We start from the raw sequence: 24,850 nt of genomic DNA, 5'->3' as shown, positions 1-24,850 counted from the left end.
TGCAACATAGTTGCGCGTTACACCACCGCTGCGAGGGCGAAGGTCAAACCAAGGCCCAGCAGCGAAATAATGGTCTCCAGCAATGACCATGTCTTGAACGTCTGCACGACGCTCATGCCGAAATACTCCTTGATCAGCCAGAAACCGCCGTCGTTGACGTGCGAGAAGATCAGCGAGCCCGAGCCCGTGGCGAGCACGAGCAGCTCCGGCTTCACGGTCATGGCGCTGGCCGATGCGATCGGCGCGACGATGCCGCAGGCCGTGGTCATGGCGACCGTGGCCGAGCCCGTTGCGAGACGGATCAGCGCGGCGACGAGCCAGCCGAGCAAGAGCGGCGACAGATGTTCGTTCTGTGCCAGCTCGACGATCTGCTTCGACACGCCGCTGTCCATCAGCACGCGGCCAAAGCCGCCGCCCGCGCCCACGATCAGCGTGATGCCCGCGATCGGCGCAAGACAGTCGCCGCAGAACTTCTGGATCTGCTCGCGCGTGAAGCCGCGTTGCGCGCCGAAGGTCCAGAAGCTTACCAGCACGGCGATCAGCAGCGCGACGTCCGAGGTGCCGATAAAGTGCAACAGATTGTTCGGCAGCGTCTTGGGCGCGAACACGAGATCGGCCCAGCTGCCGATCAGCATGAGGATCACGGGCAGCAGGATCGTGAAGAGCGTGACGCCGAAGCTCGGCAGTTCGCTATCGGGCTTGGGATCGGCCTTGCTCACGAACTGGTCGGCAAGCGGATTGCTCTCCGGCAGCTTGATGTAGCGGTGAATGAAGAGCGCGAAGAGCGGTCCGGCGATGATCGCCGTGGGCACGCCCACGATCAGGCCGTAAGCGATGGTCTTGCCGATGTCGGCGTGATACGCCTGCACGGCCAGAAGCGCGGCCGGGTGCGGCGGAATCAGCCCGTGCACGACCGAAAGGCCCGCCACCATCGGCAGGCCGATCAGCAGAAGCGACTTGCCGGTGCGCTTCGCGACGTTGAACGCGATCGGGATGAGCAGCACGAAGCCGACTTCGAAGAACACCGGCAAGCCGACGATGATCGCGACGACCATCATGGCCCAGTGAATGTTCTTCTCGCCGAACCAGCGAATGAGCGTCGTGGCAACGCGCTCGGCGCCGCCCGACTCCGCCATCATCTTGCCGAGCATCGTGCCGAGGCCCACCACGATGGCGATGTGCCCGAGCGTGTTGCCGTTGCCGGTCTCGAACGACTTGACGATCTGATCCATCGGCATGCCGACGGCGAGGCCGAGCAGCAGCGAAACGATGATCAGGACGAGAAATGGATAAACCTTGAAGCGCGTGATCAGCAGGATCAGCGCGGCGATCGCGACGAGCGCGTAAATCAGCAGCATGCTGCCGTGGGCCACTCCCATGAGGCTCTTCTCCAGGTAGTTGTTCGAAATCCTTTTGCCCTGTGCGGCGACGGATGAGCGCAGCAGCGGCCCACGGGACAAAAGTGCCGGCCGTCGCCGGGCCGGGGATTGTAGAGCTTATAACGACTTTTGGTGCAGCGTGCTTGAATGACACGCGAGCCGCGCAAAGCGCGCGCCTGAAAGGCGCCGTTTGCGCGGCTCGCTGCACGCCCTCCATACATGCGGGGCGCGGCATTCCGGTCTTCGTTGCGCCGCAACATGCGGCGCGCGCGTCAGAGCAACAAGCAGACGCGCTCGATTAGCGCACCGGGCGCGACAGCTCGCTCGCGGCGTGCGCAAGGCGCGTGACTTCGTCCCAGTTCTGCGCGGAGATGGCCGCCTTCGGCGTAAGCCACGAGCCGCCCACGCACACCACGTTGGGCAGCGCGAGGAAGGTCGGCGCGGATTCGGCGCTGATACCGCCCGTCGGGCAGAACTTGAGCGTCGGGAACGGGCCGTGGAAGGCCTGCAGCATGTTCAGGCCACCGGCCGGAACCGCCGGGAAGAACTTGACGATCTCGTAGCCCAGTTCCATCGCGACGATGATGTCGGTCGGCGTCATCACGCCCGGCAGCAGCGGCAGGCCCGCGTCGAGCGAAGCCTGATGAATCTCGCGCGTGAGGCCCGGCGAAACGCCGAACTGTGCGCCGGCCTGCTTCGCGAGCGCGCAGTGCTCGGGCTTCGTGATCGTGCCCACGCCCACGACGATATCCGGCGCGATCTTCGCGGCGCGCTCGATCGCTTCGAGGCCGGCCTTCGTGCGCAGTGTGATTTCGAGCACCTTCACGCCGCCCGCGTGGAGCGCGCGGGAAACGTGCTCGCCCTGCTCCGGCGTGTCGAATGCGAGCACCGGGATGACGGGACCGAGGCGAACGATGTCGGCGACTGTGCTATTTGCCATGTTCAGGCTCCTTGATGATGAATTTAGTTCGCGGCGTGGGCCGGCGCATGGGCGGCGGCCGCAGCCGCCGGTGCGGGCGCGGCCTGCTCGCCCACGAGCGGACCGAACACCGTGGCGCCCAGCTCCGCCGGCGCGGCGGTGGCACGGAACACGCCGAACAGCTCGCGGCCAAAGCCCACTTCATTGAGTTCCTGATGCGCAGGCTGCGCGACCGGACGCGCGTCCCACTCGGCGGCATCCACTTCGATGTCGAGCACGCCTTCCACCGCGTCGATCACGATCGTATCGCCGTCGCGCACCTTGCCGATCGGGCCGTGCAGCAGCGTTTCCGGCGAAACGTGGATGACCGCGGGCACCTTGCCCGACGCGCCCGACATGCGCCCGTCAGTCACGAGCGCCACGTGAAAGCCCTTGTCCTGCAGCACGCCGAGCAACGGCGTGAGGCGGTGCAGCTCCGGCATGCCATTCGCGCGCGCGCCCTGGAAGCGCACGACGGCCACGAAATCGCGCTCGAGTTCGCCGCGGTCGAACGCTTCCTGCACGGCTTCCTGCGAATCGAACACGATGGCGGGCGCACGCACCTTGCGGCGCTCCGGCGCGACAGCGGAAACCTTGATGACGCCGCGGCCCAGACGCCCCTGCATCAGGCGCAGGCCGCCGTCCGGCTGGAACGGCGTCGGCAGCGGACGCAGCACGGTTTCGTCGGCGCTCTTCTCGACCGCCGGCACCCAGGTGAGCTTGCCGTCGATGAGCTTCGGCTCCTCGGTGTAATGTCGCAGGCCACGGCCCGCGACGGTATTCACGTCTTCGTGCAGCAGCCCGCCGTCGAGCAGTTCGCGCACGAGGAAGGCGATGCCGCCCGCCGCGTGGAAATGATTCACGTCGGCCTTGCCGTTCGGATAGACGCGCGCGAGCAGCGGCACGGTGTCCGACAGCACGTCGAAGTCGTTCCAGTCGATGATGATGCCCGCCGCCCGCGCCATCGCCACGAGGTGCAGCGTGTGGTTGGTCGAGCCGCCCGTCGCCATCAGCGCGACGATGCCGTTGATCACGGCCTTCTCGTCGACCACATGGCCGATCGGCGTGTAGTTGCCGCGCTCGACCGTGAGCTCGAGCACGCGGCGCGCCGCAGCGGCGGTGAGTTCGTCGCGCAACGGCGTATGCGGATGGATGAAGGCCGAACCTGGCAGATGCAGGCCCATGATCTCCATGAGCATCTGGTTGCTGTTGGCCGTGCCGTAGAACGTGCAGGTGCCGTGGCCGTGATACGCGGCGGCCTCCGATTCGAGCAGCGCCGCGCGATCGCACTGGCCCGTGGCAAACTGCTGGCGCACCTTGGCCTTGTCGTCGTTCGTGATGCCGCTCGTCATCGGGCCGGCGGGCACGAAAATGGTCGGCAGGTGGCCGAATTGCAGCGCGCCGATCAACAGGCCCGGCACGATCTTGTCGCACACGCCGAGGCAGAGCGCCGCATCGAACATGTTGTGCGTGAGCGCGACGGCCGTGCTCATCGCGATCACTTCACGCGAAAAGAGCGACAGCTCCATGCCGGCGTTGCCTTGCGTCACGCCATCGCACATCGCCGGCACGCCACCCGCGAACTGCGCGACGCCGCCGCCTTCGCGGGCCGCCTTCTTGATGATGTCGGGGAAATCCTTGTAGGGCGCGTGCGCCGAGAGCATCTCGTTGTACGCCGAGACGATGCCGATATTCGGCTCGCGAATCGACTTGATCGAGATCTTGTCGCGGCCCTCGAGGCCGGCGAAGCCGTGGGCAAGATTCGCGCAGGAGAGCGCGCCGCGCGCCGGGAACCGGTCCTGAGCCGCCGCAATGCGCGCCAGATAGGCCTCGCGCGTGGGCTTGCTGCGCTCGATCACGCGCTGCGTGACCTTCATCAACTGAGAATGCGGGGAAACCATCGAATCTCCTTCCTTCTTGTCACGGCGGGGACGCTCGGGGCCAGATCGGGCGCGCTTTGGGCGCACCAGACAGCGATGGCGCGATGTTAGTAGAAAAACTACAAGACGACAATCCCGGTAAGACCCTGGGAGCGCAACGTTAAACGAACGCCTAGTCTCATTATTTACAGGCCTTGCGCGTTGATTCACGCCTGGACTGAAAAGAAGCAAACGGCGATCCTGTAGTTTTTGTACATAACGTCCGATCCGTTATAGTCCACGGATCTTTCAGCATAGTGCGAGTTTCCTGATGCTGCTGTCCCAGGTGAAAGCCATGCGCGAGCAATTGCGCCCTTCGGAGCGCAAGCTCGCCGATTACGTGATCCAGGCGCCACGCGAGGTGCTCGATCTGTCGATGACCGAGGTCGCCGAGCGGGCGGGCGTGAGCCAGCCGACCATCGCGCGGTTTTGCCATGCGTTGGGGTTCTCGGGATTCCGCGAGTTCAAGATTCGCCTCGCGCAGGCCGTTGCCGCCGATCTGCCGACCGAGCACCCGGCCGTCTATCGCGACGTGAGACCGGACGAGCCCGTGCCGGGCGTCGCGGCCAAGGTGCTCGACCGCACCATCGGCGCGCTCGTGCAGGTGCGCAACAACCTCTCGACGGACTCGCTCGCCGCGGCGATCGGCCTGCTCGCGCATGCGGCGCGTATCGAGTTCTATGGTGCGGGTGGCTCGGGCATCGCCGCGCAGGACATGCAGCACAAGTTCTTCCGGCTCGGCATGCCGAGCGTCGCGTATTCAGACCCGCATACGTTCCTGATGTCGGCGGCGTTGCTCGGCCCCGGCGATGTCGTGGTGGCGATCTCGAACACGGGGCGCACGCGCGACATCGTGGACGCCGCGCGCACGGCGCTCGATCGCGGCGCGAAGGTGATCGCGATCACGCATGGCACCTCGCCGCTCGCGCGCCTGGCGAGCGTCGGCCTGCACGCGAATGTCGACGAGGACACCGACGTCTTCTCGCCGATGACTTCGCGGACTTCGCACCTTGCGATCGGTGACATACTCGCGGTAGGTGTGGCGCTGCAGCGCGGTCCAGAGCTTGCGGAGAAACTCGCCGATGCGAAGGAGATCATCGCGCGACGACGTCTGGACCCTAACGGCTAACGACAGGCTAACGGCGGATCAGAACGCGCCCACAAAAAAACGGACTCCCGAGGGAGTCCGCTTTGCGTTTCGGCCTGAACTACGCGGCCGAACAACGGGGGAAAGCCAGGCTTACCACTGGTACGACATACCGCCGCCGACCGTGGCACCGCCACCCGATGCATAACCGCCGCCGACCTTCACCTTGAGGTTCTGCGTGATGCGCGCCGATGCGCCGAGCGCCACCGAGTTGACGTTGCTCTGAAGCGTATTCAGGCCGCTCTGCAGCTGCCCCATGTTCACCGCATCGGTAGTGTTGACGCCACTCGCGACGTTGGTGATACGACGCTCATTGACTTGCGAGCCCACGGACACAGCGTTGTCCTCGTCCGCCACTGAGTTTGCACCCAGCGCGACTGAGTTGTCCGTGGCCCTCGCCGAGTCTCCAATCGACGTCGAGTTCGCACCCGAAGCAATCGCACCGCCGCCGGCCGCCATCGAGTTGGTATGCACCGCGAGACGACGGGCACAATCTGACGGCGCTCGCGCAGGAAAGAAGCTGAATTGCGCGCCGCAGTGGCGGCGCCAGAGGTTCAGAACGGCTTGATGACAGCCAACGCCACGGCGGCCAGCATGCCCAGCACTGGCAACTCGTTGAACATGCGATACCACTTGTCGGAGCGGCGGTTTTCGCCGCGCTCGAAGGTCTTGAGCAAACGTCCGCAATACGCGTGATAGCCAATCAGCAGCAGCACCACGCCCACCTTCGCGTGAATCCAGCCCTGGCCGCGCCCGATGCCCACCACGAGCCACAGCCACAGCCCGCACAGCAGCGCGGGCACGGCGATCATTGTCATGAAGCGGTAGAGTTTGCGCGCCATGATGAGCAGTCGCTTGACGGCCGCAGGCTCGGTTTCCATCGCGAGATTCACGAAGATGCGCGGCAGGTAGAACAGGCCCGCGAACCACGAGGCGATCAGTACGATGTGAAACGTCTTGACCCAGAGCATCGACATTATTTTTTCTTCTTCGTGAGCGATCGTCCAACGAGGCGGGGCGCTACGCCGTGCTCCGCCTCGTGCGATGCGCGATTATTGACGGCCTTCGCCGTGGCCGAGCACCACGTACTTCAACGAGGTCAGCCCTTCCAGGCCGACCGGGCCGCGCGCATGCAGCTTGTCGTTCGAAATGCCGATCTCCGCACCGAGGCCGAACTCGAAACCGTCGGCAAAGCGCGTCGAGGCGTTCAGCATCACGCTCGCCGAGTCGACTTCGCGCAGGAAGCGCATGGCGCGGTCGTGATCTTCGGTGACGATTGCATCCGTGTGGTGCGAGCCGTAGGCGTTGACGTGCTCGATCGCGTCGTCGAGCGTATCCACCACCTTCACCGCCAGCACGGGCGCGAGGTACTCGGTACGCCAGTCTTCCTCGGTCGCATCCACCAGCGGACCAACGCCCGCGTCGGCGAGAATCGAGCGCGCCGCAGCATCCACGCGCAGCTCCACTTCCTTCTCGCGATACAGGCGCCCAAGCGGCGGCAGCACGTCGTGCGCAATGCCGCGCGCCACGAGCAGCGTCTCCATCGTGTTGCAGGTGCCGTAGCGGTGCGTCTTGGCGTTGTCGCACACGGTCAGGGCTTTGGCGAGATCGGCACGGTCGTCCACGTACACATGGCAGATGCCGTCCAGGTGCTTGATCATCGGCACGCGCGCCTCGGCCATCAGGCGCTCGATCAGGCTCTTGCCGCCGCGCGGCACGATCACGTCCACGAATTCCGTCATCGTGATGAGCTTGCCCACGGCCGCGCGGTCGGCAGTCTCGACCACCTGCACCGCGTCCTGCGGCAGGCCGGCCGCCGCGAGCCCTTCGCCAATCAGCTTCGCGAGCGCTGTATTGCATTCGAGCGCCTCGGAGCCGCCGCGCAGAATCGTGGCGTTGCCCGACTTCAGGCACAACGCCGCCGCGTCGATTGTCACGTTCGGCCGCGATTCGTAGATGATGCCGATCACGCCCAGCGGCACGCGCATCTGCCCTACCTGAATGCCGCTCGGGCGGAACTTGAGGTTGCTGATCTCGCCGATGGGGTCAGCCAGCGCCGCGACCTGGCGCAGCCCCTCGACCATCGTCTTGAGCGCCTGGTCCGAAAGCGTGAGGCGGTCGATGAACGCCGCGTCGTGGCCCTTCTCCTGCGCGCGCGCGAGGTCGCGTGCGTTCGCATCCTTCAAGTGCTGCGCGTCGCGCTCGATGGCTTGCGCCACCGCTTCGAGCGCCGCGTTCTTCGCGGCCGTCGAGGCCCGTGCCATCGCGCGCGAAGCGTTGCGGGCGCGGCGGCCGAGGTCGGTCATGTACTGGTCGATATCCATGGTGTCTTTCGTCATGCGGCGCGTGAGGCGCAGTCGGATGAGCGCCAAGCACGGTTTGATTCAAAGCGGTTCAGCCCGATTTTAAGGCCAGCCGCCAAGGTCTGCTGGACGTGGCCGGGCGGCGTGGCAGGTGCACCGGCCGCGCAGCGGGCGTAAAGCAGGCGCCGAAGTGCCGGTTCAGGCAAGCGCGGAACGCTTTAGCCTTGCCGGCGCGACGGCCCTGCGGTGCGCGGTCGGGCCGCGGCCGCTGCGGCGGCTGCCGCCGCGGCTGGGCCAGTTGGCTGACCGCCCGGCTGCGCGCGCCCTGGCGCCGCAGCACCACGCGCACCGGCGGCGGCGCGCGCCTGCGGTGCACCGTCGCGCGGCGAGGCCACGGTCATGGCGAGTTCGAACAGGCCATCCCAGGCATCGGGCGGCAGCGCATTGCGCCAGTCGGCGCGCGATTGACCCGAAAGCCCCTTGACCTGGCGGTCGAGGCGCGCCGCGAGCGCGAGACCGCGCTCAAGCGTCGCTTCGCTCAGGCGCGACAGCGCCGGCCCGATGAGCCGCTCGCGCGGCCCCCACACGCGGTTCTCGCGCAGCAGCATGGCGAGCGGCTTGCCCGCCGCCACGCCGCGCTTGATGCGCAGCAGCGTGCGGATTTCTTCGACCACGGCCCACAGCACCAGCACCGAAGCCTCGCCTTCGCCCTGCAGCCCGTCGAGCATGCGCGCAAGGCGGCCAACGTCGCCTGTGAGCATCGCTTCGTTGAGCTTGAATACGTCGTAGCGCGCGACGTTGAGCACGGCGTCGTGAATCTGCTCGAAGCTCAGCACGCCTTGCGGGTAAAGCAAACCAAGCTTCTGAATTTCCTGATGCGCCGCCAGCAGGTTGCCTTCCACACGCTCCGCCACGAATTGCAGCGCGCGCCGGCCGTCCTCGCCGGACGCCACGCGCTGGCCTTGCAGCGCCAGACGCTGGCCGATCCAGTTCGGCAGCGCCGCGCGTTCGACGGGGTCGATCTTCAGCGCGACGCCACTCTCAGCCAGCGCCGTGAACCAGGCAGACTTCTGCGTGGCGGCGTCGAGGCGCGGCAGCGTGACGAGCATCAGCACGTCGGGATTCGAGGCGGCGGCGAGCGTCTTGAGCGCGTCCGCGCCTTCCTTGCCGGGCTTGCCCGACGGAATGCGCAACTCCACCAGCTGGCGATCGCCGAACAGCGACATCGACTGGCTCGCGCCGAGCAGCGAGCTCCAGTCGAAGCCGCGCTCGACGGTAAACACCGAGCGGTCGGTAAAGCCCGCCGCGCGCGCAGCCGCGCGGATGCGGTCGCACGCCTCCTGGGCGAGCAGGTGTTCGTCGCCGTAGACGACGTACAGGCCGGCGAGGCCTCTGGCGAGGTGCGGTTCGAGTGCGTCGGGTCGCAGTTGCATGGCGCTCGGTCGAAGATCGCTCAGTAGAGGGAAACCGCGCGCATCACAGCGGCGGCGGCGGCAGCGGTGCGCGCGGCGCGACACCCGGCACGACCTGATCGGGCGTCGGGCTGATCGATTTCAGCACGGCAAGGCGCCGCATGAGCTGGTCGACAGCGTCGTTCTGCATGTCGGTGAATAGCAGATCGGCTTCCTGAGTCTTGGCGGTCGCGAACTGATCGCTGTAGGTCATCGCGCGGTTCAGCGAAATCACGCTCGGCTGGATCAGCACGGTGCCGTCCGGTTTCATTAGCACATAGTTCAGCGAGTAGTTGACCTGATATTCCACGACCGCGCCGAGCGAATTGAGCGTGAGCGTGCTGAAGCCACGCCCTTCGGAAACGCGCAGCACGGCGTCGGCATTGGCCACCGAGTCGACCACCACCGAATCGCTGCCGCCTTCGACCATACGCGAGAGGCGCCCGGCGAGCGGCGGCGGCGCGCCGACGACGGCGAGGCGCTTGAAGGCGAAGTTCTCCTCGCCGCGCAGCTGGAAGCCGCACGCCGAGAGGGCCAGCGCGCTGCCCGCCACGAGCGGGAACAACCTGAGAAACGATCTGCGAATCACATGGACTCCCTGGGTTCGCGACAGAGTCGCCGGTGTCGGCTGAGCGGTGCCGCGCGGTGCTTCGCGCACTAAGCCGCTCAACATGGCCTGGGTTTGCCTCGTTAGACCACGACGTTCACGAGGCGGCCCGGCACAACGATGATCTTCTTCGGTGCACGGCCTTCCGCGAACTTGACGAACATCTCGTGCGCGAGTGCGGCCGCCTCGATCGCATCCTTCGGTGCGTCCTTGGCCACCGTCACGGCGCCGCGCACCTTGCCGTTCACCTGCAGCACGAGTTCGATCTCGGCCTGCTCCAGCGCCTTTTCGTCGACCTTCGGCCACGGTGCGTCGAGCAGCGTGCCGTATTCGTCGCCGTAGCCGAGCGCCTTCCAGAGTTCGAACGCGATGTGCGGCACGACCGGGTACAGCACGCGCAGCAGCACGCCGAACGTTTCGCGCTGCACGCGCGCACCGGCACCCTTGGCGCCGTCGATGGCGTTGAGCATCTTCATCGCCGCCGAAACGACGGTGTTGTACTGCAGGCGCTGATAGTCGAAGTCGGCCTGCTTGAGCACGCTATAGACTTCGCGGCGCAGCGCCTTTTCGACGTCCGTGAGCGCCGCCGCGTCGAACGAGGCGCGCGACTGGATCGCTTCGGCGTTCGCGTGGCCAAAGGCCCACACGCGGCGCAGGAATCGGCTCGCGCCTTCCACACCGGCACCCGACCATTCGAGCTGCTGCTCGGGGGGCGCCGCGAACATCGTGAACAGACGCGCGGTGTCCGCGCCGTACAGGTCGATCAGCACCTGCGGGTCGACGCCGTTGTTCTTCGACTTCGACATCTTCTCCACGCCGCCCAGCACCACGTTCTGGCCGTCGCTGTTGAGCGTCGCGCCAATCGGGCGGCCCTTGTCGTCGTGCGTGACGGTGACGTCGGCCGGGTTGTACCAGGTCTTCTTGCCTGCAGCGTCTTCGCGATAGAACGTTTCGTTGAGCACCATGCCCTGCGTGAGCAGGTTTTTGGCCGGCTCGCCGAACTTCACGAGGCCGAGGTCGCGCGAGACCTTCGCCCAGAAGCGCGAGTACAAGAGGTGAAGAATGGCGTGCTCGATACCGCCGATGTACTGGTCCATCGGCATCCAGTAGTCGGTGCGCTCGTCGACCATGTTCACCGCATCCGGCGCGGCGTAGCGGTAGAAGTACCACGACGAGTCGACGAAGGTGTCCATCGTGTCGGTTTCGCGCTTCGCGTCGGCGCCGCACGTCGGGCACTTGCAGTTCAGGAAGGCTTCCGACTTCGCGAGCGGGTTGCCCGTGCCGTCCGGCACGAGGTCTTCCGGCAGCACGACCGGCAGATCCTTTTCGGGCACCGGCACGTCGCCGCAACTCGGGCAGTGGATGATCGGGATCGGCGTGCCCCAGTAGCGCTGGCGCGAAATGCCCCAGTCGCGCAGGCGCCACGTGACCTGCTTGTCGCCGAGATCGAGGGCCTTGAGGTCGGCCGCGACGGCATCCACGGCCGCCGCGTAGGCGAGGCCGTCGTACCTGCCGCTGTTCACGCACACGGCGCGTTCCTTGTCGCCGTACCATTCCTGCCAGCCGTCGAGCGAGTACGTCTCGCCTTCTGCGGCGATGACCTGCTTGATCGGCAGGCTGTACTTCTGCGCGAACGCGAAATCGCGCTCGTCGTGGCCCGGCACGCCCATCACGGCGCCTTCGCCATAGCTCATCAGCACGTAGTTGCCGATCCACACCGGCACCTGCTCGTGCGTGAGCGGGTGCGTGACGGTGAAGCCCGTGGGCAAGCCCTTCTTTTCCATCGTCGCGACGTCGGCTTCCGCCACGCCGCCGCGCTTGCATTCGTCGATGAACGCCTGCAGCTCCGGCTTGCCTTGCGCGAGACGCGTGGCGAGCGGATGCTCGGCCGCGATCGCCGCAAAGGTCACGCCCATGATCGTGTCGGCGCGCGTGGTGAACACGCGCAGCAGCTTCTTCTCGCCATCGAGCTCGTACGGAAAGCCGAAGTTCACGCCGAAGCTCTTGCCGATCCAGTTCTGCTGCATGATCTTCACGCGCTCGGGCCAGCCGAGGCCGTCGAGGTCGTTCAGCAGTTCATCGGCGTACTGCGTGATGCGCAGGTAGTACATCGGGATTTCGCGCTTTTCCACCAGCGCGCCCGAGCGCCAGCCGCGCCCGTCGATCACCTGCTCGTTGGCGAGCACGGTCTGATCGACCGGGTCCCAGTTCACCGTGCCGGTCTTCTTGTAGGCGATGCCCTTCTCGAGCATCTTCAGGAAGAACCACTGGTTCCACTTGTAGTAGTCGGGCTTGCAGGTGGCGATTTCACGCGACCAGTCGATGGCGAGACCCATCGACTGCATCTGGCCCTTCATGTACTCGATGTTGTCGTACGTCCACTTGGCCGGCGGCACGTTATTGGCCATCGCGGCGTTTTCGGCGGGCATGCCGAACGCGTCCCAGCCCATCGGCATCAACGTGTTGTAGCCGTTCATGCGCAGGTAACGGTACATCACGTCGTTGATCGTGTAGTTCCGCACGTGGCCCATGTGCAGCTTGCCCGACGGATACGGCAGCATCGAGACGCAGTAGAACTTGGGCTTGTCGGCCTTCTCGGCCGTCCGGTAAGCGTCGGTGGCGCGCCATTCGCCTTGCGCGGCGGATTCGACGTCGGAGGGAACGTATTTTTCGAGCATGGTGTGGGTGGTGAACGCTGGAAACGGGCGGTTTCGGTGCCGGATGCACCGGGCCGGCCGTTCACGATACCGGCAGATTGCGGCGGTTTCGCTGGGCCCGTTTTTTAAAGGAAACGTTGATTATACCGTTGACTGGCGCGCGCTCAGTGAGCGCCGGCGGGCGGCTCGGTCACGAAGCCGAGGCGCGTGAGACCGGCCTGCTGTGCGGCGCCCATCACCTGGGCGATCACGTCGTAGCGCGTCTCGCGCGCGGCGCGCAGCTGCAGCTCGGGCTGCTGCGACTCGGGCTGTTTGCCCGCTGCCGTAAAGCGCGCGCGCAGTTCGTCCAGCGTGATGGGCTGGGCGTTCCAGTAGAGCTTGCCGGCGGCGTCGATGGAAAGCGTGACGGTCTGCGCCGTTTGCTGCGCGGGCTCGGCGGCGACCTTCGGCAAATCGAGCCGGATCGCGTGCGTGAAGAGCGGCGCCGTGATGATGAAAATGACGAGCAGCACGAGCATGACGTCGATGAGCGGCGTCATGTTGATCTCCGACATCGGTGCCGCATCGCGCTTCTTTTCGAGTCCGCCGAATGCCATTGGCGTTGCCTCCTACGACTCGGCGCGCGCGCCTTCGCGCATCGCGCCCTGCGCACCTTCGCGGCGCAGCGGCGCGCCTTCGGGCGCGCAGGCATAGGCGTGCAGGTCGTGGGCGAAGCCGTCGAGATCGTCGCAAAGCTGGCGCACGAGGCGGCCCAGCACGTTGTAGGCGAGCACCGCCGGAATCGCGACGACGAGACCGAAGGCCGTCATGATGAGCGCCTCGCCTACCGGGCCGGCCACGTTCTCGATCATCGCATGGCCACTCGCGGCGATGCTGCCGAGCGCGTGGTAGATGCCCCAGACGGTGCCGAGCAGACCGACGAACGGCGCCGTGCTGCCCACCGAGGCGAGCAGGACCTGCCCGAACTCGAGGCGCCGCTGCGACGCCTGAAGCGCGCCGCGCAGCGCCCGCAGCACGCGCTCGCCGCGATCCACGCGCGCGAGCATCATGCCGGGCGCGTCGGCTTCCTCGGCGGCGAGCGCCGCCTGCGCCAGCGGCAGGAATACGCGCTCGCGGTCGACCGGACGCATGGCGGCAACGCCATCTGCGAGCGTGCGCGCCTGCCAGAAGCGCGCAATGGCGCGCGGCCCCTGGCGCTTCGCGCGCAGGAGGATCCAGCTCTTGATCATGAGGAAACACCAGCTCGCGACCGACATGGCGAGCAAAACCCACGCAACCGCGTGGGTCACCGCGTCGCCCGTCTGCAGATAGTGAATGACTCCGGAACTCGCTGCCATCGGACCTCGCTCACTGTCGGTCCGGCGCAGGCGCCGGACCGTAGGGGAAACGCTCAGCGCAGGCCGAGCACGTCCTGCATATCGTACAGGCCATGGGCCTTGTCCTGCAGAAAGCGCGCGGCGCGTACGCTGCCCTGCGCATAGGAAAGGCGGCTCGAGGACTTGTGCGTGATCTCGATGCGTTCGCCAATACCCGCGAACAGCACCGTATGATCGCCGACGATATCGCCGCCGCGAATCGCCGAAAACCCGATCGTCGAGGGGTCGCGCTCGCCCGTCACGCCTTCGCGGCCATACACGGCGCATTCGTCGAGATTGCGGCCGAGCGCGTGCGCCACGGCCTCGCCCATCGCAAGCGCGGTGCCCGAGGGCGCGTCGACCTTATGGCGATGGTGCGCCTCGATGATCTCGATGTCGTAGCCGGTCTCGAAAAAGCGCGCCGCGTATTCGAGCAGCTTGAGCGTGACGTTCACGCCCACGCTCATGTTGGCCGCAAACACGACGCCGACCTTCTGCGCGGCCGCGCCGAGCTGCGCCTTTTGCTGGGCGTCGAAGCCGGTCGTGCCGATCACCATCTTCACGCCGTGGCGCTGCGCGGCCTCGAGGTGCACAAGCGTGCCTTCGGGGCGCGTGAAGTCGATCAGGCAGTCGCTCTGCGCGAAGACCTGCTCGATGTCGTCAGTGATGCGCACGCCGGTGTCCTTGCCGAGGAACGCGCCGGCGTCCTGGCCGACGGCGGCCGAGCCCTTGCGCACGAGCGCGCCCGAGAGCGTGACGTCGGGCGAATTCAGGACGGTTTCGATGAGCATGCGGCCCATGCGGCCCGATGCCCCGGCGATTGCGATGTTCATGAGTCTTCCTGGCAATGTGTCGCTGGCCGCGGTGCCGGATGCCACCAGGCGCCACGCAGCGCCGCAGCCAAAAAACGCGGCGGCCGGTGGTAGTGACACCCCGGCCGCCGGATCGAAGCGTGGCGCGCCTCGCGCACCACGCCCTGCTTGTGTTACCGGCTGGGTCAGCCGGATCAGTTGCTCGGAGCCGCAGCAGCTCCCGAGGCCGGCACCGTGGGCGGCGCGGCGAGCGACGAATCCCGTGCGGGGCCGGACGGCGCCGCATTGGTGTCGCCGGTGCCTTGCGCGCCGGCGGTCGGGCCAACCGGGTTGGTCGGCGGCACGCCCTGGATTTGCGGCTGCGGCTGACGATGCAGCTGAACCTGCGAGGGCATCGTGCCGACGTTCTGCGGCAGCGCCGACGACTGCGGATTACCCGCGCGCACCGACGGCGTGAAGCCCGACGGGGTTTGCACGGCTTCCGTGGCGCGGTTCGCGGCGGCGGCCGCCTGCGCGTTGGCGTCCTGGGGCAGCGCATTGGTCGCGGTGCCGAGTTCGGACGACGGCGTGCGCGCCGTGTCGCCAACCGTCGGGCCGGTCGCGCTCGAAGCCTGCGCAGGCGCGCCTGCTGCAGCCGCCACCGGCGCCGAAGCGCCCGACGCCGGCGCAGCCGCGACGGCCCGCTTCTTGCCGGAGCGGTCGCCGTCGATTTCGGCGAGCAGTTCCAGGTTCGAAGGCAGGTCTTCACCGCCTGACCAGCTCGCGACGCGGTCGCCTTCGAACAGCACGACAAAGTCACGCTGCTGGACCACGGCGGTCGAGCCCCGCTTGAAATAGAAGATGTAGTCCCAGCGGTTCGCATGGAACATGTCGGTGAGGAGCGGCGTGCCGAGCAGCTGCTTGACCTCGGCGCGCGACATGCCCACCTTCATCTGCGCCGCGGCTTCCGCCGAGACGAAGTTGCCTTGCACGATGGTAATGCGGTAAGGCGTAATGCTCTGGGCGACGCGCTGCGTCACGCTGTCGTACGTTTTACAGCCGGCGAGCGCGGCGAACGCGGCCGCAGCCAGCAGGGTGCACGCCAGGCGGCCGCCATGCATGCGCCGGCCGATCGTTGTGAATTCTGGAATCATTTCCCTCACCGTGCGGGCTTTTCGCGAAGCCGCGCGTATTCTGTAGAAGATCGTTCGAAGTTCTGGCGAAAATGCCCGGAACGGCAAAAACGCATTAACATAACAACCTAGCATTGTACTCCAGGGACTTATCGTCATGACCAATCCAACCGATCTCAAGAACATCGGCCTCAAGGCGACACTGCCTCGCCTCAAGATCCTGGAGATTTTTCAGCATAGCCCAGTGCGCCATCTGACCGCCGAAGATGTCTACCGCAACCTGCTGAACGAGGAGCTCGACATCGGCCTCGCCACGGTCTACCGGGTCCTCACGCAGTTCGAGCAGGCCGGGTTGCTCACGCGCAGCAACTTCGAATCGGGCAAGGCGGTGTTCGAGCTGAACGAGGGTAGCCACCACGACCACCTCGTGTGCCTCGACTGCGGCGTCGTTGAAGAATTCTTCGACCCCGAAATCGAAAAGCGCCAGCAGATGATCGCCACGGAGCGCGGCTTCAAGCTCCAGGAGCACGCCCTCGCCCTGTACGGTGCCTGTACGAAGGAAAACTGCCCGCACCGCAAGCACTGACCGCTTGCGGCTTGCAGGCTGCAGAAAAGGAAACGCCACGGCAGATCTGCCGTGGCGTTTTCGCTTGGGTGAGCCAGTCTTCGCGAAACACTGGCCGGACTTCAGGCGGGCACGAGCGCCGGGTCGGCTTGCGCGAGCCGCCAGGGCCGCGCGAGCGCGATCTCGTCGCAGTTCGGCTGCGTGCCGCCGCGGTCGATCACCACGAAGTCGCTCACGCGCCCGAACGCGAGCAACGGGTGATGCCAGACGCCTTTGGCGTAGTTGACGCCCTGCCCGCACCCGGCCCAGAACGCCCGCAGCCCGGCCGGATCGAACTCGCCCGCGGGCGCGACCACCACCGCGTAGCCCGCGTCGCCGAGCGGCACGAACGCCTGGCTGCCTAGCGGATGCCGCTCCATCATCGCGATCTCGACGGGCCACGCACGCGGCTGGGCACGAAACACGCTGACGATGGGCCGCCCGCCCGCCTCGTTCACGTCGATGGCGGCGAGATCGTGAAAGCGCTCGGTCGTGCCGCCGTTGATCGGAAAATGGCGCGCGCCTTCGAGTTCGATGACGTCGCCGAACGGCGCGAACGCCTTGCGCGTCAAGGGTTCCATGTGCAGGATCTGCATCGCGGCTCCTCGCTCAGACCGGTTCGCCCCACAGGCGCAGGCGCGAGACGCCGCCGTCCGGGAAAATGTTGAAACGCACGTGGGTGACCAGGCCGAGCGCCGCGATTCCGCTCTCGAACACGTGCTGCTTGTCCATTTCGAGCTTCTGCTCGCCGAGCAGTTCCGGCCAGAACATCGCCTGGGTGACGAGCGAATCGTCGGTGCCACCCGTCACGCTCGCCGCCTGCAGCGAGCAGCGGTCCGGGTAGTTGCCCTTGAAGTGCGCCGTGTCGACTTCGATCTTGTGGATGATGCCGGGCCGCGCGAGCGCCACGATCGCCCAGTCGTTGCCAGGTTCGCGGCGGCGGCGCGTCTCCCAGCCGTCGCCCATGTTCACGCCGCGGCCCGGCATGAGGATCGTGGCAGCGAGCCCGAAGTGCTGGTTGTTGGCCGCGACGAGATACGCGCCGTTTTCGATCGCCGCGAGATCGACGAGGCTGCCGCGCTCCACCGTGCTCCAGTCGCGCCGGGGCTGACCGTACACGCGCAGACGCGCGAGGCCCCCGTCGGGATAGAGATTCACGCGCAAATGCGTGAACGCGCGCGTATCGCTCACTTCGACGTAGTGGTGCTGGTTGCCCTGCAAGGTCGTCGCCGGGACGATGGTCTGCCAGTCGGCGTTGTCACCGGGCGTTGCGTCGTCGCCCAACTGCGCGTAGCACGCCTCGATCGAAGCCGCCGGCGGGAAGTTGCCCGTGAAGTGGCTCGTGTCGAGGTCCAGGCCGTAAATCACGCCCGGGCGCGCGAGGCGCACGATGCAGAAGTCGTGGCCCGTCGTGCGCTTGCGGCGCGTTTCCCAGCCGTCCATCCACTTGCCGTGGTCGTCGTACTTGCCGGGGATGAAGACCGCGGGCTGCGGATCGAGCATGCGCTCCTTCGGCGCGAAGAACTCGTCGCTCGCGTGGAGCGCGCGGGCGCCCAGACGCGGATCGGCGAGGTTCATGTAGCGGCGCGTGAAGGCGGGGGCGTTGGGGTCGAGAGTCGGAATGGCCATGATGGTGTCGTTCGCTGGGGTTGCTCAGTTGATCGAAGGAAATGTCAGCAGATGCGGTGTGAAAGATCAGGCGTGCGCGTGCTTGCCGCCGAGCGCACCCTCTTCGCCATGCGCCGTGTCTGCATCGGAGTCGCCTGCCGGCACGTAAAGAAAGCCTTCGTCGAGGTTCAGCACGCGCCTGGCGCGCGCCTTGTCGATGTCGTGCTCCCACACCGCGACCACCACCGTCGCGACGCAGTTGCCGATCAGGTTGGTGAGCGCGCGGGCGATGCCGACGAACCAGTCCACCGGCAGGATCAGCACGAGGCCGAGCACGGGAATCGCAGGAATGGCGGAAAGCGTGGCGGCGAGGATCACGATCGCCGAGCCGGGAATGCCGTGCGCGCCCTTCGAGGTGATGAGCGACACCAGCACGACCACGATGAGATCGTGCATCGACAGCGGCGTGTTGGTCGCCTGCGCGATGAAGATCACCGCGAGCGTGAGGTAGATCGAGAAGCCGTCGAGGTTGAACGAGTAGCCCGTCGGGATCACGAGACCCACCGTGGAATCCTTCACACCCATCCATTCGAGCTTGCGCATGATCTGCGGCAACACGGCGTCGGAGGAAGCGGTGCCGAGCACGATCGAGAGTTCTTCGCGCAGGTAGCGGATCAGCTTGAACACGTTGAAGCCCGCCAGCCGCATGACGATGCCGAGCACCACCGCGACGAACACGATGCAACTGGCGTAGAACACGATCACGAGCAGCCCGAGCTGCTTGAGCGAAGCGACGCCGTACGTACCGGTCGTGAACGCGATCGCGCCGAGCACGCCGAGCGGCGCAAGCTTGATGATGAAGCCCATCACCCGGAAGAACACCTGCGCGAGTTCGTCGATCAGGCTGTTCACGCGCTGCGCCTTCGGGCCGAGCAGCGAGAGCGCGCTGCCGAACAACACCGAGAACACGAGGATCTGCAGGATGTCGCCCTTCGCGAAGGCATCGAAGGCGGTGTCGGGAATGATCTTCAGCAGGAAGCCCGCGGTGTCCTTCAGGCTCTTGGCGTGCTCGGTGTAGGCCGCGAGCGAGGCGGCGTCGAGCGAGTGCAGATCGACGTTCATGCCGGCGCCCGGTCGCGTGACGTATGCGAGCACGGCGCCGATCACGAGCGCGACGGTCGTCATGGCCTCGAAGTACACCACCGACTTCAGGCCGACGCGGCCCACCTTCTTCAGGTCGCCCGCGTGCGCCATGCCGCTCACGACCACGCAGAACACGATAGGCCCGATCACCATCTTGATGAGCTTGAGAAAGCCGTCGCCGAGCGGGCGCAGCGACTGGGCGAAATGGGGAAACACCGCGCCTACCACGATGCCCAGTACGAGGGCGATCACTACGCGGCCAAACAGCGAATTGAAGAACTTCGTCACGACTGTCTCCTACTGAGCAGGGGGGAGCAAGCAACTGTTCTGACTGGTCTGACCAGCACTGTTATGGCGGATAGTAGGAAGCCGATATACCGGAGTCAAGGTTGGGAAGCGCGGTGTTTACCCTTGCGCGGTCTGACCAGTTTGCGGGCCTGAGCGCGACGCCTTATCCCGCGGCGCGCGGGCGTTGACGCGATGCACCATGGGTGTGCGCCGGACGGGGCTACAATACCGGTCAGACCACGCGAATGCCGCCCGCGCCATCCGATGAAGAACGTTCCACACACCGTCACCGACGCCGCCGTCGCCACGATCCGCGAACGGATCGAGGGCGGCCTGTATCCGGTCGGCAGCCTGCTGCCCGCGCAGCGGCAGCTTTCCGAGGAACTGGCGATCAGCCGCGCGTCGCTGCGCGAAGCGCTCTCGACGCTCGAAGCGCTCGGCATGCTCTCGATCCGCGCGGGCAAGGGTGTGTACGTGACGAGCGCGCAGGCCACGACCGCTCACCCATGGCGTTTCGCCGATCAGTCGTCGCTGCCCGACACCTACCAGATGCGCTACGCGCTAGAAGGCTTCGCCGCGCGCATGGCGGCGCTCGCCATCGGCGACGCCGACGTCGCGTGGCTCGAAGCGAACACCGAGGCGCTGCACGAGGCCCTCGCCTGCGAAGAACTCGACGAAGCCGCGCAGCTCGACTTCGAGTTCCACATGCGTATCGTGAATCTCGCGGGCAATGCGGCGATCGAATCGATCCTGCGCAGCAGCGCCGACATCATGAAAGAGAGCCAGCGCATGCCGTTCTACCGGCGCGAGCGCGTGCTCTCCACGCATCGCGAGCACGGCCTGATCGTGGTGGCGCTGAAGGCGCGCGACTCGGCGGCGGCCGGCGAGGCGATCGAGGCGCACATCGCCAACGCGGCACAGCGCGCGGGCGTGTACTTCCCTACGCCGCCCGCATTCGCCGCCGCCTCCCCAAGCGCCATCGAAAAATAAGGACGAAAAAAAACCGCCCGATGGGCGGTTTTTTCAAGCAGCGCAGAGCGTGCTTACTTCGCGTTCGCGAAAGCCACAGCCGTGTCCAGCATGCGGTTCGAGAAGCCCCACTCGTTGTCGTACCAGCTCGACACCTTCACGAGACGGCCCGAGACCTTCGTGAGCGTGGCGTCGAAGGTCGACGATGCCGGGTTGTGGTTGAAGTCGATCGACACCAGCGGTGCGTCGTTGTAGCCCAGGATGCCCTTGAGCGCGCCTTCCGAAGCTTCCTTCATGATGGCGTTGACTTCTTCGACCGTCGTGTCGCGCTTGGCGATGAACGACAGGTCGACGATCGACACGTTGATGGTCGGGACGCGGATCGCGTAGCCGTCCAGCTTGCCGTTCAGTTCCGGCAGCACGAGGCCGACAGCCGAAGCCGCGCCCGTCTTCGTCGGGATCTGGCTGTGCGTGGCCGAGCGCGCGCGGCGCAGGTCTTCGTGGTACACGTCGGTCAGAACCTGGTCGTTCGTGTACGCGTGGATCGTCGTCATCAGGCCGGTTTCGAGGCCGATCTTGTCGTTCAGCGGCTTGACGAGCGGTGCCAGGCAGTTGGTCGTGCACGATGCGTTCGAGATGACCGTGTGTTCGGCCTTCAGCACGTTGTGGTTCACGCCGTAGACGATGGTCGCGTCGACGTCCTTACCGCCCGGCGCCGAGATGATCACCTTCTTTGCGCCGCCCTTCAGGTGCGCGCTCGCCTTTTCCTTGGTCGTGAAGAAGCCCGTGCACTCCATCACGACGTCGACGCCCAGCTCGCCCCACGGCAGTTCGGCCGGGTTGCGGTTGGCCAGCACGCGGATCTTGTCGCCGTTCACGACGAGGTAGTCGCCGTCCACCGTCACTTCACCGGGGAACTTGCCGTGTGCCGTGTCGTATTGCGTCAGATGCGCGTTGGTCTTCGCGTCACCCAGGTCGTTGATCGCAACGATCTGGATGTCGTGCTTCTTGCCGTTCTCGTAGAAGGCGCGAAGCGTGTTACGGCCGATGCGGCCATAGCCATTGATAGCGACGCGAATCGTCATGGTTTATCTCCTAAGGGCTGAAAAATTCTGAAACCAGTGCTGCGCTGGCGTCGACGCCTGGCTGGGGCGGCCTGGTGGAGCGCTCAAGGCAGCGGGCCCGCCAGATCTTGCCGATCAGGCGGGCCCGTTACGCATGCTTAGTTGTCGAGCGCGGCCTTGGCCGTCGCGACGACATGATCGACCGTGAAGCCGAAGTGCTTGAACAGCACGCCAGCCGGGGCCGATTCGCCGAACGTGTCGATGCCGACCACGGCGCCTTCGAGGCCCACGTACTTGCGCCAGAAGTCGGTCACACCGGCTTCGATCGCGACGCGGCGCACGCCCTTGGGCAGTACGCGCTCGCGGTATTCGGCGTCCTGCCTGTCGAACACGTTGGTCGACGGCATGGACACCACGCGGGCGCCGATGCCTTCGCGCTGCAGCGCTTCGACGGCCTTCATCGCCAGTTCGACTTCAGAGCCCGTGGCGATCAGGATGATCTTGCGGCTCGGGATGTCGTCGTTCCAGTCCTTGAGCACGTAACCGCCCTTGGCGATGTTCGCGATCTGGGCGTCCGTGCGCTCGTTGAACTGCAGGTTCTGGCGGCTGAAAATGAGGCTCGACGGACCGTGATGCGAAATCGACTCGGTCCAGGCCACCGCGGTTTCCACGGTGTCGGCCGGACGCCAGAGCGTCATGTTCGGGATCAGGCGCAGGCTTGCGACCTGTTCGATCGACTGGTGCGTCGGGCCGTCTTCGCCGAGGCCGATCGAGTCGTGCGTGAACACGAAGATCGACGGGCACTTCATCAGCGCGGCCACGCGCAGCGCGTTGCGGCTGTAGTCCGAGAACGTGAGGAACGTGCCGCCGAACGCCTTGTAGCCGCCGTGCAGGTTAAGGCCGTTGAGCGCCGCGCTCATGCCGAACTCGCGCACGCCGTAGTTGATGTGGTTGCCCCACTGGATGCCGGTCTCGCCGGCCTTGGCGGCGCGCACCGGCTTCGAAGCCTTCCAGTTGGTGAGGTTCGAGCCGGTCAGGTCGGCCGAGCCGCCGAGCAGTTCGGGCAGTGCCGCGGCGAGGCCTTCGATGGCCTGCTGCGAAGCCTTGCGCGTGGCGACCGTTTCCTTGCGCGAATCCGCGCCGGTGACGATCGCGGCGGCCTTCTGAGCCCAGTCGGCGGGCAGCTCGTGGGCCATGCGGCGCTCGAACTCGGCGGCTTCGCTCGGGTACTTCGACTTGTACGCGGCGAACTGCTCGTTCCATGCGGCTTCGAACTTCGCACCGGCGTCCTTCGCGTCCCAGTCTGCGTAGACTTCTTGCGGCAGCGTGAACGGCTCCCACTTCCAGCCCGCGGCTTCGCGCCACTTGGCAATTTCTTCCGCGCCGAGCGCCGCGCCGTGCACGTCGTGGCCGCCCTGCTTGGTGGGCGCGCCCTTGCCGATGATGGTCTTGCAGCAGATCAGCGTGGGCTTGTCCGAGGCCTTGGCCTTCTGGATAGCCGCGTCGACCGCGTCCACGTCATGGCCGTCCACGTGCGGGATCACGTTCCAGCCATAGGCTTCGAAGCGCTCCGGCGTGTTGTCGTGGAACCAGTTGACCACGTCGCCGTCGATCGAGATGCCGTTGTCGTCGTACAGCGCGATCAGCTTGTTCAGCTTGAGCGTGCCGGCGAGCGAGCAGGCTTCGTGCGAGATGCCTTCCATCAGGCAGCCGTCGCCGAGGAACACATACGTGTGGTGATCGACGATCTTCGCGTCGGCCTTGTTGAACTCCGCTGCGAGCAGCGCTTCGGCCAGCGCCATGCCGACCGAGTTCGCCAGACCCTGGCCGAGCGGGCCCGTGGTCGTCTCGACACCCGGCGTGATGCCGAACTCGGGGTGACCCGGCGTCTTCGAGTGCAGTTGACGGAAGTTCTTCAGTTCCGCCATCGGCAGGTCATAGCCCGTGAGGTGCAGCAGCGAGTACAGCAGCATCGAGCCGTGGCCGTTCGACAGCACGAAGCGATCGCGGTCGCTCCAGAGCGGGTTCGTCGGGTTATGGCGCAGATGGCGCGACCAGAGCGCAACGGCGATCTCGGCCATGCCCATGGGCATGCCGGGGTGACCGGAGTTCGCTTGCTGAACGGCGTCCATGGACAGCGCACGAATGGCGTTGGCCATCAATTGGGTGGTAGCGGGGGAGGCGGAGGACGAGGTCGTCATGTCGAGTCCGGAAGTGTGCAAAAAGCGGCGTGGGCGGCGCAGGTCGCGAACAGCGCAAACGGCGGGCGCACACAGCAGCGCGGGAGTCCGGAAGCTCGGCAAATCGCCCGCTCAGGCGCACATGCGGCGCCAGGAGACGCGAAACGGCCGGAGCAAACGGAGAGGGCTGCAAAGCGGAATATTCTAGCAGATCGTGGGGATGAACCCTGGCCATAGGGCGAGGGGTATGCGCCGTACGCGCCGTCACCCTCGCGTTGGCCTTTGCCGCGTTCGAGGTACGGTTCACACCCCCTATAATGTCTCTGTTGGCCCTATTTCTGGGCGATTCTCGCGCGCTCCGGCGCACCGGCAGCGCCTCTCGACCTCCGTGACCGACTCCCTCCTCTTCCATCCTGTGGCAGACGTGCTCTACGGCTTTCCTGGCGCGCGCCGCCTCGCCGCGGCCGATACGCCGTGGCAGCGCATCGAGGTCTGGGACACGCCGCAACTGGGCTGCCTGTTCACGCTGGACGGCCGCCCGATGACCTCCGCCGGCGACGAGTTCATCTATCACGAGTGCATGACGCACCCGGCCGCGCTCACGCATCCCGCGCCGCGCGCGGCGCTCGTGCTGGGCGGCGGCGACGGCGGCGCGGCGCGCCAGTTGTTGCGCCACCCGGACATCGAGCGCATCGTCGTGGCCGAACTGGACCCGGACGTGGTGCGCCTGACGGGCGACTATCTGCCCCAAGTCCGCGGCAACGCCTTCGAGGATCCGCGCGTGGAACTCGTGATCGGCGACGCGGCCGCGTTTGTCGCCTCCGCGCAGGAACGTTTCGACCTTGTCGTATTCGATCTGACCCCGCCGGATTCACCGGCTGCCGGGCTCTACACGCCGGCGTTCTATGCCGCGCTCAAGCGCGTGATGAGCGCCGACGCACTCGTCTCGCTCCATCTGGGCTCGCCGTTCCATCATGCGCAGCGCGTGGGCGCGCTGCTCGGCGGACTGCGCTCGGCCTTCGCCGTCGTGCGACCGCTTGCCGCCTACGTGCCGCTCTACGGATCACTCTGGCTCATGGCGATCGCGAGCGACGCGCTCGACCCCGCCGGCATCGACGAGAGCACGTTGCGGGCGCGCGCAGCCGGGCGGCAGCTCGAGGGCCTGCGCTACTACGACCCGCGACTGCACGCGGCGCTCTTAAAAAGTTCGTGCACAGCCCGCGATAAACTAGGCGAAGTCCTGCAGCTTTAGGGTCCTGCCCGTGGAAAACGGCCGGTCCCAAGCGCTTTTTCA

Annotated in this window: 22 protein-coding genes; 4 read left to right on the top strand and 18 right to left on the bottom strand. The window is 66.2% G+C overall.

All coding sequences use genetic code 11. The features are described 5' to 3' along the window. Window positions 1-17: 17 nt before the first annotated feature. The 3 genes from A3CW_RS0101225 to edd all read right to left on the bottom strand — a co-directional run bounded on the left by A3CW_RS0101225 (window position 18) and on the right by edd (window position 4,238). Complete coding sequence (locus A3CW_RS0101225; protein ID WP_028201937.1) at window positions 18-1,379, bottom strand: GntP family permease; 1,362 nt, start codon at window positions 1,377-1,379, stop codon at window positions 18-20. Window positions 1,380-1,677: 298 nt separating this feature from the next. Continuing rightward, window positions 1,678-2,319 carry a bifunctional 4-hydroxy-2-oxoglutarate aldolase/2-dehydro-3-deoxy-phosphogluconate aldolase gene (gene eda, locus A3CW_RS0101220; RefSeq protein WP_028201936.1) on the bottom strand — a complete coding sequence of 214 codons (642 nt, stop codon included), beginning with the start codon at window positions 2,317-2,319 and terminating at the stop codon, window positions 1,678-1,680. A gap of 23 nt (window positions 2,320-2,342) precedes the next feature. Beyond that, window positions 2,343-4,238 (bottom strand): phosphogluconate dehydratase, encoded by a 1,896-nt coding sequence (gene edd, locus A3CW_RS0101215; protein WP_028201935.1) that lies wholly within the window; start codon window positions 4,236-4,238, stop codon window positions 2,343-2,345. Window positions 4,239-4,527: 289 nt separating this feature from the next. Here edd and A3CW_RS0101210 point away from each other — a divergent pair, with 289 nt between their 5' ends. After that, window positions 4,528-5,385, top strand: coding sequence for a MurR/RpiR family transcriptional regulator (locus tag A3CW_RS0101210; protein WP_028201934.1), 858 nt, complete (start codon window positions 4,528-4,530; stop codon window positions 5,383-5,385). 111 nt (window positions 5,386-5,496) lie between these two features. Here the strand turns inward: A3CW_RS0101210 and A3CW_RS0101205 are convergent, their stop codons facing one another. From A3CW_RS0101205 to A3CW_RS0101160, 10 genes are all read right to left on the bottom strand, one after another. Beyond that, the gene (locus tag A3CW_RS0101205) at window positions 5,497-5,877 is read right to left on the bottom strand and encodes a YadA-like family protein (RefSeq protein ID WP_028201933.1); all 381 of its coding nucleotides are present in this window, start codon (window positions 5,875-5,877) and stop codon (window positions 5,497-5,499) included. 80 nt (window positions 5,878-5,957) lie between these two features. Then, window positions 5,958-6,380, bottom strand: a complete 423-nt coding sequence (locus A3CW_RS0101200; protein WP_028201932.1) for a CopD family protein — start codon at window positions 6,378-6,380, stop codon at window positions 5,958-5,960. 75 nt (window positions 6,381-6,455) lie between these two features. Further along, entirely contained in the window at window positions 6,456-7,727 is a 1,272-nt protein-coding gene (locus tag A3CW_RS0101195) for a glutamate-5-semialdehyde dehydrogenase (protein WP_028201931.1), read from the bottom strand. Between the two features lie 197 nt (window positions 7,728-7,924). Then, complete coding sequence (gene holA / locus A3CW_RS0101190; protein ID WP_028201930.1) at window positions 7,925-9,139, bottom strand: DNA polymerase III subunit delta; 1,215 nt, start codon at window positions 9,137-9,139, stop codon at window positions 7,925-7,927. Window positions 9,140-9,182: 43 nt separating this feature from the next. Further along, window positions 9,183-9,746 (bottom strand): LPS-assembly lipoprotein LptE, encoded by a 564-nt coding sequence (locus tag A3CW_RS0101185; RefSeq protein WP_028201929.1) that lies wholly within the window; start codon window positions 9,744-9,746, stop codon window positions 9,183-9,185. Between the two features lie 101 nt (window positions 9,747-9,847). Continuing rightward, complete coding sequence (gene leuS / locus A3CW_RS0101180; protein ID WP_028201928.1) at window positions 9,848-12,442, bottom strand: leucine--tRNA ligase; 2,595 nt, start codon at window positions 12,440-12,442, stop codon at window positions 9,848-9,850. 143 nt (window positions 12,443-12,585) lie between these two features. After that, window positions 12,586-13,017: an ExbD/TolR family protein gene (locus A3CW_RS0101175; RefSeq protein ID WP_028201927.1), complete on the bottom strand. Its 432-nt coding sequence runs from the start codon at window positions 13,015-13,017 to the stop codon at window positions 12,586-12,588. A gap of 12 nt (window positions 13,018-13,029) precedes the next feature. Beyond that, entirely contained in the window at window positions 13,030-13,758 is a 729-nt protein-coding gene (locus A3CW_RS0101170) for a MotA/TolQ/ExbB proton channel family protein (RefSeq protein ID WP_028201926.1), read from the bottom strand. A 53-nt stretch (window positions 13,759-13,811) separates the two neighbouring features. Further along, window positions 13,812-14,609, bottom strand: coding sequence for a 4-hydroxy-tetrahydrodipicolinate reductase (dapB, locus tag A3CW_RS0101165; RefSeq protein WP_028201925.1), 798 nt, complete (start codon window positions 14,607-14,609; stop codon window positions 13,812-13,814). A 173-nt stretch (window positions 14,610-14,782) separates the two neighbouring features. After that, window positions 14,783-15,721, bottom strand: a complete 939-nt coding sequence (locus tag A3CW_RS0101160) for an outer membrane protein assembly factor BamE (RefSeq protein ID WP_028201924.1) — start codon at window positions 15,719-15,721, stop codon at window positions 14,783-14,785. Window positions 15,722-15,857: 136 nt separating this feature from the next. On the opposite strand from A3CW_RS0101160, the gene fur reads away from it, so the two are divergent. Further along, entirely contained in the window at window positions 15,858-16,286 is a 429-nt protein-coding gene (gene fur / locus A3CW_RS0101155; RefSeq protein ID WP_028201923.1) for a ferric iron uptake transcriptional regulator, read from the top strand. Window positions 16,287-16,387: 101 nt separating this feature from the next. Here the strand turns inward: fur and A3CW_RS0101150 are convergent, their stop codons facing one another. The 3 genes from A3CW_RS0101150 to A3CW_RS0101140 form a co-directional block, all read right to left on the bottom strand. After that, on the bottom strand, window positions 16,388-16,900 hold the full coding sequence (locus A3CW_RS0101150; protein ID WP_028201922.1) for an ureidoglycolate lyase: 513 nt from the start codon (window positions 16,898-16,900) through the stop codon (window positions 16,388-16,390). A gap of 13 nt (window positions 16,901-16,913) precedes the next feature. After that, window positions 16,914-17,933 carry an allantoicase gene (gene alc, locus A3CW_RS0101145; RefSeq protein WP_028201921.1) on the bottom strand — a complete coding sequence of 340 codons (1,020 nt, stop codon included), beginning with the start codon at window positions 17,931-17,933 and terminating at the stop codon, window positions 16,914-16,916. 66 nt (window positions 17,934-17,999) lie between these two features. After that, entirely contained in the window at window positions 18,000-19,343 is a 1,344-nt protein-coding gene (locus A3CW_RS0101140; protein ID WP_028201920.1) for a C4-dicarboxylate transporter DctA, read from the bottom strand. Between the two features lie 264 nt (window positions 19,344-19,607). Here A3CW_RS0101140 and A3CW_RS44795 point away from each other — a divergent pair, with 264 nt between their 5' ends. Continuing rightward, window positions 19,608-20,333: a FadR/GntR family transcriptional regulator gene (locus A3CW_RS44795; protein ID WP_051481087.1), complete on the top strand. Its 726-nt coding sequence runs from the start codon at window positions 19,608-19,610 to the stop codon at window positions 20,331-20,333. A 53-nt stretch (window positions 20,334-20,386) separates the two neighbouring features. Here A3CW_RS44795 and gap read toward each other — a convergent pair whose 3' ends face one another. Both gap and tkt read right to left on the bottom strand, forming a co-directional pair. Beyond that, window positions 20,387-21,397: a type I glyceraldehyde-3-phosphate dehydrogenase gene (gene gap / locus A3CW_RS0101130; RefSeq protein WP_028201919.1), complete on the bottom strand. Its 1,011-nt coding sequence runs from the start codon at window positions 21,395-21,397 to the stop codon at window positions 20,387-20,389. A gap of 137 nt (window positions 21,398-21,534) precedes the next feature. Then, entirely contained in the window at window positions 21,535-23,577 is a 2,043-nt protein-coding gene (gene tkt / locus A3CW_RS0101125) for a transketolase (RefSeq protein ID WP_051481086.1), read from the bottom strand. 367 nt (window positions 23,578-23,944) lie between these two features. On the opposite strand from tkt, the gene speE reads away from it, so the two are divergent. Continuing rightward, complete coding sequence (gene speE / locus A3CW_RS0101120; RefSeq protein WP_028201917.1) at window positions 23,945-24,808, top strand: polyamine aminopropyltransferase; 864 nt, start codon at window positions 23,945-23,947, stop codon at window positions 24,806-24,808. Window positions 24,809-24,850: the final 42 nt, after the last annotated feature.

This window comes from Paraburkholderia nodosa DSM 21604, from assembly GCF_000519185.1.
Taxonomy (GTDB): Bacteria; Pseudomonadota; Gammaproteobacteria; order Burkholderiales; family Burkholderiaceae; genus Paraburkholderia; species Paraburkholderia nodosa.
The sequence above is the reverse complement of the archived record's forward strand: the minus strand, read 5'-3'. Positions and strand labels throughout refer to the sequence as shown.

Excerpts from the sequence above, each read along its gene's own strand:
- A3CW_RS0101225 (WP_028201937.1), bottom strand. The coding sequence starts at position 1,379 with ATGGGAGTGGCCCACGGCAGCATGCTGCTGATTTACGCGCTCGTCGCG.
- eda (WP_028201936.1), bottom strand. The coding sequence starts at position 2,319 with ATGGCAAATAGCACAGTCGCCGACATCGTTCGCCTCGGTCCCGTCATC.
- edd (WP_028201935.1), bottom strand. The coding sequence starts at position 4,238 with ATGGTTTCCCCGCATTCTCAGTTGATGAAGGTCACGCAGCGCGTGATC.
- A3CW_RS0101210 (WP_028201934.1), top strand. The coding sequence starts at position 4,528 with ATGCTGCTGTCCCAGGTGAAAGCCATGCGCGAGCAATTGCGCCCTTCG.
- A3CW_RS0101200 (WP_028201932.1), bottom strand. The coding sequence starts at position 6,380 with ATGTCGATGCTCTGGGTCAAGACGTTTCACATCGTACTGATCGCCTCG.
- A3CW_RS0101195 (WP_028201931.1), bottom strand. The coding sequence starts at position 7,727 with ATGGATATCGACCAGTACATGACCGACCTCGGCCGCCGCGCCCGCAAC.
- holA (WP_028201930.1), bottom strand. The coding sequence starts at position 9,139 with ATGCAACTGCGACCCGACGCACTCGAACCGCACCTCGCCAGAGGCCTC.
- leuS (WP_028201928.1), bottom strand. The coding sequence starts at position 12,442 with ATGCTCGAAAAATACGTTCCCTCCGACGTCGAATCCGCCGCGCAAGGC.
- A3CW_RS0101175 (WP_028201927.1), bottom strand. The coding sequence starts at position 13,017 with ATGGCATTCGGCGGACTCGAAAAGAAGCGCGATGCGGCACCGATGTCG.
- A3CW_RS0101170 (WP_028201926.1), bottom strand. The coding sequence starts at position 13,758 with ATGGCAGCGAGTTCCGGAGTCATTCACTATCTGCAGACGGGCGACGCG.
- dapB (WP_028201925.1), bottom strand. The coding sequence starts at position 14,609 with ATGAACATCGCAATCGCCGGGGCATCGGGCCGCATGGGCCGCATGCTC.
- A3CW_RS0101160 (WP_028201924.1), bottom strand. The coding sequence starts at position 15,721 with ATGATTCCAGAATTCACAACGATCGGCCGGCGCATGCATGGCGGCCGC.
- fur (WP_028201923.1), top strand. The coding sequence starts at position 15,858 with ATGACCAATCCAACCGATCTCAAGAACATCGGCCTCAAGGCGACACTG.
- A3CW_RS0101150 (WP_028201922.1), bottom strand. The coding sequence starts at position 16,900 with ATGCAGATCCTGCACATGGAACCCTTGACGCGCAAGGCGTTCGCGCCG.
- alc (WP_028201921.1), bottom strand. The coding sequence starts at position 17,933 with ATGGCCATTCCGACTCTCGACCCCAACGCCCCCGCCTTCACGCGCCGC.
- A3CW_RS44795 (WP_051481087.1), top strand. The coding sequence starts at position 19,608 with ATGAAGAACGTTCCACACACCGTCACCGACGCCGCCGTCGCCACGATC.
- gap (WP_028201919.1), bottom strand. The coding sequence starts at position 21,397 with ATGACGATTCGCGTCGCTATCAATGGCTATGGCCGCATCGGCCGTAAC.
- tkt (WP_051481086.1), bottom strand. The coding sequence starts at position 23,577 with ATGACGACCTCGTCCTCCGCCTCCCCCGCTACCACCCAATTGATGGCC.